Source organism: Campylobacter sp. RM12640, assembly GCF_020137595.1.
GTDB lineage: Bacteria > Campylobacterota > Campylobacteria > Campylobacterales > Campylobacteraceae > Campylobacter_E.
Genome location: NZ_JACGAU010000034.1, coordinates 1 through 12389, shown reverse-complemented (window position 1 = coordinate 12389; position 12389 = coordinate 1). Strand labels below are relative to the sequence as shown.

The following is a 12389-nucleotide window of genomic DNA, read 5'->3' as shown; positions in this document are numbered from 1 at the left end:
TTTTGTGCGTTTGTAAAACCGCCGTGAATTTGAAACTCTACGCAATCTTCACCAGTAAAAGAAAAAGGGGCTTTAAAATAAATTATAATGCCTTCATCAACAAATTCATTTTCGTAAAATAGTTTAAAAAAGTGAGCATAGCGGGGATTATTTTTTAATTTTTCTGCGTTTTTTTGACTTAATAATTTTGATGCTATTTCTAAAGCTTTTTCCCCGCTTAATCTAATAATACTAATAGCACCATTTCCACTAGCACTAGCAAGTGCTACTATTGTGCTATTCATTGTTTTTTAAATTCTCCATAAATTGCAATATATCTTCCTAAAGAACTATCCTTTATAACTATATTTTTATGAGAAAATTCTTTTAGTAATTCTTCATATACTAGATTTAATAAACTTGTTTCTAATGGTCTTGTTTGAGCCTTACCTGCTTCATCAATTTTTGTCTTTACTTCGCTTAAATGCTTTTCAAGATTTTCTCTTAATTTAGCAAGAACACCACAAATCTCAACTCTTGCGTGAAGATTGTATTTAATGTTTATTAGATGATTTACAATAGTATCTAGTGCTTTGTATTTATGTGCGTCTTTTCCTATTAAACTTTCATAAGAATTTGCAATAAATTCTACATTTACACTATTTTCATTAGCTGGAGTTACCACAACATCTCTTACATCAAAATATTCACTACAAAATAAATTTTTTAAATCTTTTGCAATATCTTCAATAATATTAATTTCAATTTTTTTCTTAACTTTTACTTCAATTATTGCATCTTTTTTAAAAAAACCTAAAAAACCAGCTTTTGGCAATTGAATTATTTCATACTCTAATTCTCTAATAGAGCAATTAGTTTCCTTAATTGCTCTATCAATAGCACCTTCTAGTGTTTTATCAACTATTTGCATTTTTTCCTTCTTTATTAGCAAAAATTTTATTTACAAACCATTGTTGAGCTAGTGAAAATGTATTATTTACACACCAATACAATGTAAGACCTGCTGGGAAATTTATAAAAAATATCACAAATACTAAAGGTAAGAATTTCATAATCTTAGCTTGTGTAGGGTCTTGTATAGTCATAGGAGTTATAACTTGTTGTAAAAACATAGTAGCACCCATATAAATTGGTAAAATATAATAAGGATCATGTATTGCTAAGTCATTAATCCATAAAGCCCAAGGAGCAGCCTTAAGCTCAATAGCATTTAATAATACCCTATAAATTGCAAAAAATATTGGAATTTGAATTAATATTGGTAGACATCCACCTAATGGATTTGCCTTATGTTTTTTATAAAGCTCCATCATATGCATTTGCATTTTTTGTGGATTACCTTTATATTTTTCTTGAATTTCTTTAATTTTTGGAGCTAAAACTTTTAATTTTTGCATAGAAACCATACTTTTATAAGTTGGATATGTAAGACAAATTCTAACAACTATCGTAAGAATAACAATAGACCAACCCCAATTGCCTACATGTGAATATATAAAACTTAAAAATGCAAACATTGGTTTAGCAATAAAAGTAAACCAACCATATTCAACCACATTTGTAAGTTTTTCATTAACAGCTTCTAAAATTTTATGCTCTTTTGGACCAATATAAGCATTAAATGTATCATTACCACTAGCTACAACATAACCAACTGATAAATCTTTGTGATTTTTAACAACTACCTTAAATGGCTTTTCAAAATTATAAAATGTGCTTGTGTAGTATCTATCAGAAAATGCAGCTATTATAGAATCAGTTTCAACTCTTTCATCATTTGATTTTATATCTCCATCTTCATAATCTACTTTAGTATCATCATTTTTGTAAATCATAGCACCATGAACTGTTAAAGTATCTGCTAAAACATTAGGACGCTCACCTGGAGTAATAACATAATCTCTTAATTTATTATCACTAAAAGTAATTTTTACTTGATAAAAACCATTTTCTTTGAATGTTATAATTTTATTAACAATTACACCATTTACATCTTTACTTAAAACTAGCTCTTCACCAATATTTACACTACTTTTATTTGCTTTAAAAGTTGTATTGTTAAATTCTTTATTAAATTCACTATCATAAAAAACCATAGATAAAGGATATAAAGTAGTATTTTTATCAACTAAATTAATAGCTTCATTTGTTTCATTTAAAAATCTTTCATCTTTTAAAATAAAACTACTAATTTCTCCATTTTCATTGATTTGAACATCAAAATGCTCATTATTAACACTAGCAATAATATTATTTGTTTTTATTGCTTTAATATCTCCGATATTTTGAGTTTTTGTTTGTATATTACTAACTTCTTGCTTTTGAATTTGTTGAGTATTAGTAACAACTGGTTTAGGGATTAAAAAATCATAACCTATAAAAAAAACCATAGATAAAACTACAGCAATTATAATCCTTTTTTGTTGAGACATATTATCAAACATATTTTTCCTTTATTTGAATATTACTTTTACTATATAATAAAATTGTTTATCTTTTGGAACAAAAATCATTTTAAGTTTTTTTATCTTATTTTGATGTGTAAAAAGCATAATAGGTTTATGTTTAATTTTAATTATAGGATAATCAAAACCACCTACAAATAATTGATTACATTTTAAAATTCTTAAAGCTGTTAAAAAAAGTGCTTTAAAAAAATTATTATATTGAAGTTGAATAATCGCATATTGAGAGCAAGTTGGATAATATCTACAAGATTTAGGCTTTAAAGGACTTAAAAAATATCTATAAAATTCAACTAATTTAACAGCTAAATACCTAAACATTTTATTCCTTTAAACACCCCAACCTTTTAAGACTCCACTTAATATTCTTTTCTAATTCAAAATAACCTAAATCACTAAAACCTTTTTTTGCTACAAATATGTAATAACCGCTACTTATATTTGGATAAAGTTGTAAAAAAATAGCTCTTATTAATCTTTTAGTTCTATTTCTTACAACAGCACATCCTACTTTTTTACTTGCGATTACTGCAATTTTTTTAACTTCGCTTGGTTCGTGATAAATAACGCAGTTTTTAGCAAACCATTTTGAACCAATTTTATAAAGTCTAGCAAAATCTTTAGAATCATTTATGCTAGAAAATTCCTTTAGATTGCTAATCTTCTTCTACCTTTTGCGCGTCTTGCATTGATTACTTTACGACCATTTTTAGTCTTCATTCTTACACGAAATCCGTGAGTTCTCTTGCGAGGTGTATTGTGTGGTTGATAAGTTCTTTTTGGCATTTTTCTTCCTTAAATAAAAAAATTAAACGCATATTCTATCACAAATAACTTAATTATTTTTAAGTATTTTTGATATAAAATAAATTTTATGGATAAAAATACATATTTACATTACTTAAAATTATTCGGATTTTCCTTTTACAACGATAAGTTAAGCGTTAATAAAAACTACAATATAAAAGATATAAAAAATTGCAAATTATGCAATTTATACAAAAGTAAAAATAATTTTTATACAAATAAAGTAATTAAATCAAATATTTTCATACTAAGCGATATTGGTTTTAATGACAATGATGCTGAATATTTTAATAGTATTTTAAGCAAGAATTTAAATCTTAATTTAAATAATGTATATATTACAAATATAGTAAAATGCTCAAATCAATATAAACAAGAAAATATTTTAAAGTGCTATCAGTATTTTTTAAATGAACTTTTGGAAAGTGAAGCAAATATTATAATTTTATTAGGAGAAAATTTAAAAAATATATTACAATTATCAAATTTTAATATTGGAGATATTATTTTTTATGACTTTTATGGTAAAAAAAGAAAAGTTTTGCTAAATTACAGCTTTAGCTTTATTAAAAAAAATCCAAGTTATGAAAATGATTTTATAAATAACTTAAAAAAAATAAAGGAATAATTATGAAAAAATTATTAACAACAATGTTAATATGCTCAAATCTTATTGCTGCCAAACAAGAATTAGTCAAAATTGAGCCAGCAAAGGTTTTTTATGTTAATTACGAAAAAGAAAAATGCTCTGATGAATGTCTAAAAGACTTATTATACAAAGGTCTTTATATAAGCTATATAACAAGATTTAATTCTAATGATGAAAAACTAAATAACATTTATGTAAAACTTCTTAATGGAATTGAATATATTGATTTACCTAAAAAACAACAATTAAATACAATTAAAATAGCTTTAGTTATACCAGAAAAAGTTGTAAAATCTTATTCTAGTAATATAATTTCTCCTGCACTTGCATATCTTATGAAACAAAATGATAATGTATATATGAAAGTATATTTTACAGGAGATGAAAGTGAAACTAATATAGCTCCTATCATAAGCCAATTACACGATTATTCACTAATTATTACAGGATTTCAAAAAAACGGCATTAATGTATTAAACAAAAGTATTACAAATATTGCAGTATTTAATCCATTAGCAAAATCTAGTGATTTTGATAATGTAAATTCTAATTTTACATTTGGTAGCATAGATTATCAAGAACAAGTTGCAAAACTAATAAATATTTCAAATAACAAAATAGCTGTATTTAAAGATGATAGCTTACTAGCAAGTAAAATAACTGATAATATAAGAGAACAAAGCAATATAATTTCTCTTAAAACTATTGAAAAGAAAAATCTAAATGTAAATTCGGCTTTAAGTGATGCTTGGAAATTAAATAATTCTAGCGTATTTTTTAATATACCATTAGTAAAAACAACTCTTTTGGCAACACAAATAAGAGCTTTAAGTATTAGACCGAATAAATATTTAAGCACTCAAATTAATTATCATCCAATGTTTTTAAACCTAAGCCAAGAAAACGAAAGGTCTATGTTTTATTTTGCTAATTCAATAGGCGAAATTGATGAAGAAATAGAGTATATAAATGATTTATTAGGGCAAAAAATAGCTTATAACTGGATAGCTTATTCAACTAGCGTTGGATTAGATTACTACTATCACGAGCTATATTCAAATAAAAAAGATAGATTATTTAAAGATAATTTTATAGGTAATTCAATACATTTTAATGTAAGAATTATGAATGCTAAACAATCAAAATTTAGCGAACAAAAATAAAACTAAGAATTTAAATTCTTAGTTTTAAGTAATTTTATAAAGATAATAAAGCAATTCTTACTGCGTTAGTTGCTGCTCCAACACGAATTTGATCAGCTACACACCATAAATGTAAAATCTTAGGGTTATTTAAATCAACTCTAATTCTACCAACATAAGTTTCATTTGTATTGCTTGTAAATAAAGGCATTGGATAGCGTAACTCTTCATTTTCACTATCTTCATTATGTGCTTTTGTATTTGGATTATCCATCAATACAACGCTTGGAGCTTTACTTAAAATCTCTCTTACTTTTGTTAAATCTACATTATTTTTAAAAGTAATTGTAATACTTTCGCTATGACTTCTAAGTACTGGCACTCTAACGCAAGTAGCACTAATTTGCATTTTTTTATTCATAATTTTTTGAGTTTCATTTACCATTTTTAGCTCTTCTTTTGTATAGCCACTATCAGTAAATACATCAATTTGAGGAATTAGATTTAATGCTAGTTGATAAGTAAATTTTGATGGTTTAATTTCTTCAAAAGCAAATACTTTTTGAAGACCTTCCATAAGCTCACTCATACCTAAATTCCCTGCTCCACTTGCCGCTTGATAAGTGCTAACATCAACTCTTTCTATATCAAATACATCATCAAGTGGTTTTAATACTTGCACCATTTGAATGGTTGAGCAATTTGGATTTGCAATTATTCCTTTATGTTTTTCAAAATCACCAGGATTACATTCAGGCACTATTAAAGGCACATCATTCATCATTCTAAAATAACTTGTATTATCAATAACCAAAGCACCTTTATTTGCTGCAATTTTTGCATATTTTTCACTTATACTTCCACCCGCACAAAAGAATGCTATATCAACATCTTCTTCATCAAAACTATGCTCATCTAATTCTTCTATAACATAAGTTTCATCACGCCATACAATCTCTTTACCAGCACTATTTTTACTAGCTAATAATCTTAGTTCTTTTACTGGAAAATTGTATTCATTTAATACATTTAATATTTCTTCGCCTACAGCACCTGTTGCACCAATGATTGCAATATTTTTCATTTCACTCTCCTAAATTGTATTTTTGCATTTTTTCTCTAAAAACTTTTTCGCTCATTGAAATTAATTTAGAAGCTGCTTTTATATCCTTTTCTTGCTTTAAAGCTTCTTTAATTAATTCAAATTCTAAGTCATTTATATTATTTTTATTATTATTAGTAAAATTAAGTCTTAAATCACTATCTTTTACTATATTTTCATCGCTTAAAATTGCAGCACTTTCAACAATAGAAATCAATTCTCTTATATTTCCAGGATAATTATAATCATTTAATACTTTTATAGCTTCTTTGCTAAAAGTTTTTTCCCCTAAATCATACTCATTACAAATTCTATTTAAAGTAGCATTAGCAATTTCTATTATTTCATCTTTTCTTTGTCTTAAAGGCAAAATATCTAGCATAATTGTATTTAATCTATAAAATAAATCTGCTCTAAATTTATTATTTTTAATATTATCTTGTATGTTTATATTACTAGCACTTATAATTCTTACATCTATATTAATTAATTTTGTGCCACCTAATCTTTGTATAGTTTTTTCTTGTAAAACTCTTAATAACTTAGCTTGAATACTGGCACTCATTTCACCTATTTCATCAAGAAATAAAGTGCCTTCATTAGCTAACTCAAATAAGCCCAATTTATTAGAATTAGCATCTGTAAAAGCTCCTTTTTCATATCCAAACAATTCACTCTCTATTAAATTTTCAGGAATAGCAGCCATATTAATAGCTATAAAAGGCTTATTTGCTCTTTTACTATTTTCGTGAATAAATTTTGCAAATACTTCTTTACCAACTCCACTTTCACCGCTTAAAAATACACTGACATTTGTTTTAGCTGCTTTTAAAGCTATTGTTTTTAAATTCTCAAGTTCTTTTGATGAACCTAAAAATCCATTTTGTTTTACTGGAATTTCTTTTTTAATTTTATTAGCTTTTTTTTCTCTAATAATTTTTGCTCTATTTATTGCTTCATATAATTTATCCAAATCAAATGGCTTTGTTAAAAAATCTTTTACTCCAAGTCTTAGTGCTTCAATTGCTTTATTTAAAGTTGCATTTCCTGTAATAATTATAAACTCAGCACTAATTTTTTGTTCTAAAGCTGTTTTTACAAACTCAAGTCCGTCCATTTTAGGCATATTAATATCACTTATTATTAAGTCAAAACTATCATCTAATTCTTTTAAAGCATCAATTGGATTTTTATAAGTTTTTAATTCATAATCATCACTTAATGATAATTCTAAGGATTTTCTCATATTAATATCATCTTCAACTATGGCTATTTTCATACCTTATCCTTTGTGTAAATCAATATTTTACCTTGAGCAAGTTCTGCTTTAAAATAAATTGGCAATAATCTTAAATGAGTTTTTATACTTGCTTTAAAATTATTGACATCAACATATTCACTCACTATCGCTTTATTAACACAATCTATTAAATTTGTTTGTTGGTCTTTTAAACTATCATAAATATTAGACTTTGTAGCATTAATCTCACAAACATAAGTATATCTTGCTTTTTTATCAATACTCATTGCTCTACTTAAGTGAAATTCTTCGTTAGTTAGGACTAGATTAGTAGTACTTAATCTAGCCCAAAATATATAATCAGGATTTGTAGCGTTTAATAATCCTAAAAAGCTAATTAATATGAGAACAATTCGTTCCATTTATATTTATCAATTTTTAGTTCTAATTCAACCGTATAAAGACCATCTTTAAATCCTTCTCCGGTAATGTTTGCATTTTTAATAAGTCCATTAACATATGTTGTAATTAACGAGCTTCTAAGCATTGCGTCTTTTACATTTTCTCTAGAATTTACTCTAACCCCATAAAGTTTGCCAGCTAATTGACGATAAGCATCAGCTAATGCTGCTCTTTTTGCAAGTGCTAATGCTTGAGCTTGCGAAACTGTGTTTTGAGGTGGAATTCCCTCTCCTACCGAACTAAAAATCATAAGTCTTACTGCTTCTTCTTCAGGACTTAAAACAGGCTCTTGATAACTTGCTTTTTTATAAGCTGTTTTTTGAGTGTTATTTTCTACTTGAACTGTTGTTTCTTTTTTTTGTGGAACACAAGCACAAATAAATATAGCTAAAGCGATGGTGCCTAATCTTTTCACGATTTTTCCTTTAAATAATTATTTAATTGCTTCAAAGCAATTATTATTCCTTTTCTTTAAATAGCTTGTTATAATATGAAAAATAATCTGTTGTTTTGCTTAATTGCTTAGAAATATTTGAATAAAAATTTATTTCATCAATTTGATTATATTCTAAATTATTATCCAATTCAGCTATTTTCTTTAAAGAAGAACATTCATATAAATATAAGTTATTTTTTAATGCAACCATCACACTACCAATAGCCCAAGTTCTACAAAATTCTCTTAAATCATTTCTATTTGGAGTTAGTTGTTTTTTAGCGTATAAATTCGCTGCTAAAACATTAGTATCAAAATATATAAAATTGTTATATTTATTTTTAATACTATCATATATTTTTTGACTAGGAGCTATTAATAATGTATGCTCAATATAATTATTAAAAATTACTCTATCGCCTATTTGTGGAGTTAATATAGGTAATGGTAAAGCATCTTGTTTTAAATCAGAAAATGTATATAGCTCTAATTTAATATTATTGTTCTCATTATTTACAAAACTAGCTCTAGCAACAATTATAGAATATTCTCCGATATCTTTAATAACAATAGCGCCATTTTTTAAATTATTTTCATCATATTTTGCATCAACTATATGAGCATAAGCATAGCCATTATCAATCTTGTCAATAACAGCATTTATAAATTGATTAGCAAATGCAAAAACCGAAAAGCATATTAAAATAAAAGTTTTCTTAAACATATTATCCCTTTAAAATTAAATTACTAAATTATAAGCAAAAAAAAGTAAAATGTCTGCCTTATTTTGGAAATTTTATCATATTTTAAAGGAAAATAATGCGAAAAATCATATTAGTTTTATCTATTTTTTTAAGTTTAAATTTATTCTCAAAAGAATTAAAAATGGAAGAATTAATATGGGAAAGAGGCGAGAGTTTTTTATTTTTCTTACAAAAAAATCAAATTCCATTAAGCATATATCATAATCTTGATAAAGAAGATAAAGAACTAACAGCAGAAATTATAGCTGGGGTTAAATATCAAATATTAAGAGATGAAAATGATAATATAGAACAAATTTTAATACCAATAAGCGAAACTTTACAAATACAAATATATAAGGATTTAGAAGATAAATATGCTATAACATTTACTCCAATTACTTATAAAGTTGAAGAAACAAGTTTAACATTTAAAATAAATAAATCAGTATATCAAGATATTATAGATAACACTCAAAATTCTAGATTAGCAAGCGCTCTACTTAGAGCATATGCAGGAACGATTAATTATACAGGAATGAAAAAAGATGATAGAGTAGTAATCGTTTATTCTCAAAAAAGAAGATTAGGTAGAATTTATGGAGATGCAAATATAAAATCAGCTATGATTGAAGTTAATAAAAAGCCTTATTATATATTTAAATATGGAGATAATGACTTTTACGATGAAAACGGAAAACAATTAGAAACATATACTTTTATATTGCCTGTTGGAAATGTTAGAATTAGTTCTCCATTTAACCCAGGAAGATTTCATCCTATTTTAAAAAAATATAGAGCCCATCTAGGAATAGATTATGCAGCACCAACAGGAACACCAGTAAAAGCAGCAGGTGCTGGAAAAATAATGTTTAGAGGAGTAAAAGGTGGATATGGAAATGTAGTTCAAGTAAATCACTCAAGTGGTTATATGACTTTATACGCACATTTAAGCAAATTTGGTAAATACAAAATAGGAGATAGTGTAAAACAAGGTCAAGTAATTGGCTATGTAGGAACTACAGGTCTTAGCACAGGGCCGCACTTACATTTTGGTATGTATAAAAACAATGCAGCAATTAACCCAGCAACAGTTGTTAGAGTTGCAAAAGATGGTCTAGTAGGCAAAGAAAAGCAAAAATTTGATTTAATAACTAAAGAATATATAAGTGAAATTAAGCATATATTAGAAAGTAAAATAACTCCTATAAAAGAAGAGAATTTTGAAAATATTGTGGAGCTTAATTAAAATATGAAAAATACAGCAGTAGCTTTTGAAATAATACAAGATTTTTTAGATGAAAAAGATGTTAGCTATGCTGAATTATTAGAAGCCCTAAAAATAATAAAAAATGATGATTATGAAGCTTATGAAAACATAATCAAAAGTCTTGATGATGAAGACTTAGGAAATATCGCAACGCTAATGCCTGAACATATGTTAAGCGATGTTTTGAAATTATCTTCAAGTAAAAAATTAGCTTTAGCATTAGGCGAATTAGAAAGCGATGATGCAACTGATTTAATGCAAAGCATTGAAGAAATTGATGATGAAAAAGCAAATAGAATTTTTTCAAATCTTAGTAAAGACGAACAAGATGATATTTTATTCTTAAAACGCTACGATGATGAAAAAGCTGGTGCTTATATGCAAACAGAGATTTTTACCGCAAAGCTTAGTGATACTCTAGAAAGTGCTATTAGCAAATATAAAGAGCTTAAAAAAAGCGAAGAAATAGAACATATAATCCAACTTTTTATAACCGATGAGAATGAAAAATTAATTTATAGTTTGCATGTAGGAGATTTAATTTTATATGAATTTAAAGATACTTTTCAGCAAATTCTAGATAAAAATGAAGATTTAGCAAAAGATTTACATTTTATTAGAGATTATGACACTATAAATGATGCTATCTCTATGGTTCAAGACTATGATTTAAGTGTAATTGCTGTAGTTGATAATAATAATAAATTATTAGGAAGAATAACTTATGATGATATACACGACTTAATCCAAGACTATGCAACAGAGCAAATGTATAACTTTGCAGGGGTTGGAGATATTGATAGCGAAGATGAAAATACTATAAAAGCAGCTAAAAGTAGAGCTAAATGGCTTATTGTAAATCTAATTACTTCGTTAATTTCAGCCCATGTTATCGCAATGTTTTCTGATGCAATAGAAAAGTTAGTAGCACTTGCGGCTTTAATGCCAATAGTTGCATCAATGGGTGGAAATACTGGCTCACAAGCACTTGCCGTAACTATTAGAAAACTTGCTTTAGGCGAATTAAGTTATGAGAATTCAAAACATATATTATTAAGAGAAATTGCTATTTCGTTTTCAAACGCAACGATTTTTGCCATTGTTTTAGGAGCTGTTGCGTATTTTTGGTTTTCAATCCCAATGCTAAGCCTTGTGATATTCATATCAATGATTTTAAATTTAGGTTTTGCAGGTTTAATTGGCTCATTAATACCTTTGGTATTAAAAAAATGTGGATTTGACCCTGCACTAGGTAGTGCAGTTTTGCTAACAGCAACCACCGATGCTTTAGGATTTTTTAGCTTTTTATTGCTTGCTAAAATAATATTGCTATGATTTAATTTTCTTTTAACAAAAATATGTTTAAATTTAAGATTTAATTTTCAATAAAAAGGAGATAAAATGAAAATTTCAACAAAACTTTCGTTATGTATACTGATTAGTTTGTGTATCTTAGGCATTAGCCTAATATTTATTTCTAACAAAGGAATGCAAGAAATTGATAACGTAACAACTAAAACGGTAGAAGAACTAGCAGTAAAAGATGCTAGAAGTGCTGCAAAAAGCATTGTATTTGGCTTTTATAATTTTTCTGAAAAATTATATAAAGACTTCGTAAAAGCTGGAGATGGACCTGAAGATGCACTTGAAAGCACAATTGAATATCTTCAAGGTATGAATTTAGATAGCACAAATATTAGATTTTTTGCCGTTAATTCAGATGGAACTTATTTAGTTCATTATCAACCAGAAAAAGTAGGAAAGAATTTAAAAGCAGATTTAGATATTAAAGGCGAAAGCTATGTAGAAAAATTTGTTAAGAATGGCTTAGCAGGTGGTGGTTTTACAGAGGTTACATTCTTTGATAAGGTAACTAATAAAGATAGAAATATCATTACCTATACTAAAAAAGATAAAAATATGGATATTATCTATGGTTGCACAATAGATATGGATATAACAAATCAAGAAATCGCTGAAGTAGGTAAAATAATTGATGAAGTTATTAGTAGCTCAAATTACAAATTTACATTAGCAGCAGTTGTTATAGCAGCTATAATTTTAATATTAATG

At 26.3% G+C, this 12389-nt stretch carries 14 protein-coding genes and 2 pseudogenes; 5 read left to right on the top strand and 11 right to left on the bottom strand.

What is annotated here, in order from left to right; all coding sequences use genetic code 11:
* From AVBRAN12640_RS09340 to rpmH, 6 genes and pseudogenes are all read right to left on the bottom strand, one after another.
* Nucleotides 1–284, bottom strand: a pseudogene (locus AVBRAN12640_RS09340) (tRNA uridine-5-carboxymethylaminomethyl(34) synthesis GTPase MnmE); the annotation flags it as partial.
* On the bottom strand, nucleotides 281–910 hold the full coding sequence (locus AVBRAN12640_RS09335; RefSeq protein WP_336608500.1) for a Jag N-terminal domain-containing protein: 630 nt from the start codon (nucleotides 908–910) through the stop codon (nucleotides 281–283). The pseudogene AVBRAN12640_RS09340 and the gene AVBRAN12640_RS09335, both read right to left, overlap by 4 nt.
* Nucleotides 897–2444 (bottom strand): membrane protein insertase YidC, encoded by a 1548-nt coding sequence (gene yidC, locus AVBRAN12640_RS09330; protein ID WP_214120382.1) that lies wholly within the window; start codon nucleotides 2442–2444, stop codon nucleotides 897–899. The genes AVBRAN12640_RS09335 and yidC overlap by 14 nt, the downstream gene beginning before the upstream one ends.
* 9 nt (nucleotides 2445–2453) lie before the next feature.
* Nucleotides 2454–2786 (bottom strand): membrane protein insertion efficiency factor YidD, encoded by a 333-nt coding sequence (gene yidD / locus AVBRAN12640_RS09325; protein ID WP_214116501.1) that lies wholly within the window; start codon nucleotides 2784–2786, stop codon nucleotides 2454–2456.
* A 1-nt stretch (nucleotide 2787) separates the two neighbouring features.
* On the bottom strand, nucleotides 2788–3126 hold the full coding sequence (rnpA, locus tag AVBRAN12640_RS09320; RefSeq protein ID WP_275592001.1) for a ribonuclease P protein component: 339 nt from the start codon (nucleotides 3124–3126) through the stop codon (nucleotides 2788–2790).
* Nucleotides 3114–3251, bottom strand: a complete 138-nt coding sequence (gene rpmH, locus AVBRAN12640_RS09315; protein WP_214116499.1) for a 50S ribosomal protein L34 — start codon at nucleotides 3249–3251, stop codon at nucleotides 3114–3116. The genes rnpA and rpmH overlap by 13 nt, the downstream gene beginning before the upstream one ends.
* Nucleotides 3252–3339: 88 nt before the next feature.
* On the opposite strand from rpmH, the gene AVBRAN12640_RS09310 reads away from it, so the two are divergent.
* Entirely contained in the window at nucleotides 3340–3900 is a 561-nt protein-coding gene (locus AVBRAN12640_RS09310; RefSeq protein WP_214116498.1) for a uracil-DNA glycosylase family protein, read from the top strand.
* Nucleotides 3901–3902: 2 nt separating this feature from the next.
* A complete protein-coding gene (locus tag AVBRAN12640_RS09305; RefSeq protein ID WP_214120384.1) occupies nucleotides 3903–5084 on the top strand; it encodes a hypothetical protein in 1182 nt (393 codons plus the stop codon).
* A 34-nt stretch (nucleotides 5085–5118) separates the two neighbouring features.
* Here AVBRAN12640_RS09305 and AVBRAN12640_RS09300 read toward each other — a convergent pair whose 3' ends face one another.
* The 5 genes and pseudogenes from AVBRAN12640_RS09300 to AVBRAN12640_RS09280 all read right to left on the bottom strand — a co-directional run bounded on the left by AVBRAN12640_RS09300 (nucleotide 5119) and on the right by AVBRAN12640_RS09280 (nucleotide 9027).
* Nucleotides 5119–6147 (bottom strand): aspartate-semialdehyde dehydrogenase, encoded by a 1029-nt coding sequence (locus AVBRAN12640_RS09300; protein WP_214116494.1) that lies wholly within the window; start codon nucleotides 6145–6147, stop codon nucleotides 5119–5121.
* 1 nt (nucleotide 6148) lies between these two features.
* Nucleotides 6149–7444: a sigma-54-dependent transcriptional regulator gene (locus AVBRAN12640_RS09295; protein WP_239802774.1), complete on the bottom strand. Its 1296-nt coding sequence runs from the start codon at nucleotides 7442–7444 to the stop codon at nucleotides 6149–6151.
* Nucleotides 7441–7827 carry a hypothetical protein gene (locus AVBRAN12640_RS09290; protein WP_214120386.1) on the bottom strand — a complete coding sequence of 129 codons (387 nt, stop codon included), beginning with the start codon at nucleotides 7825–7827 and terminating at the stop codon, nucleotides 7441–7443. Before AVBRAN12640_RS09290 ends, AVBRAN12640_RS09295 begins: the two co-directional genes overlap by 4 nt.
* Nucleotides 7803–8111: pseudogene (locus AVBRAN12640_RS10065) on the bottom strand (lipoprotein required for motility); the annotation flags it as partial. The gene AVBRAN12640_RS09290 and the pseudogene AVBRAN12640_RS10065, both read right to left, overlap by 25 nt.
* Before the next feature lie 214 nt (nucleotides 8112–8325).
* Nucleotides 8326–9027 (bottom strand): plasminogen-binding N-terminal domain-containing protein, encoded by a 702-nt coding sequence (locus tag AVBRAN12640_RS09280; RefSeq protein WP_214116480.1) that lies wholly within the window; start codon nucleotides 9025–9027, stop codon nucleotides 8326–8328.
* 95 nt (nucleotides 9028–9122) lie between these two features.
* Here AVBRAN12640_RS09280 and AVBRAN12640_RS09275 point away from each other — a divergent pair, with 95 nt between their 5' ends.
* The 3 genes from AVBRAN12640_RS09275 to AVBRAN12640_RS09265 all read left to right on the top strand — a co-directional run.
* Nucleotides 9123–10295 carry a peptidoglycan DD-metalloendopeptidase family protein gene (locus AVBRAN12640_RS09275; protein WP_214116477.1) on the top strand — a complete coding sequence of 391 codons (1173 nt, stop codon included), beginning with the start codon at nucleotides 9123–9125 and terminating at the stop codon, nucleotides 10293–10295.
* A 3-nt stretch (nucleotides 10296–10298) separates the two neighbouring features.
* On the top strand, nucleotides 10299–11651 hold the full coding sequence (locus tag AVBRAN12640_RS09270; RefSeq protein ID WP_214116475.1) for a magnesium transporter: 1353 nt from the start codon (nucleotides 10299–10301) through the stop codon (nucleotides 11649–11651).
* Nucleotides 11652–11717: 66 nt separating this feature from the next.
* Nucleotides 11718–12389 (top strand): cache domain-containing protein (locus tag AVBRAN12640_RS09265; protein WP_336608501.1); only part of this gene is annotated, 672 nt, incomplete at its 3' end.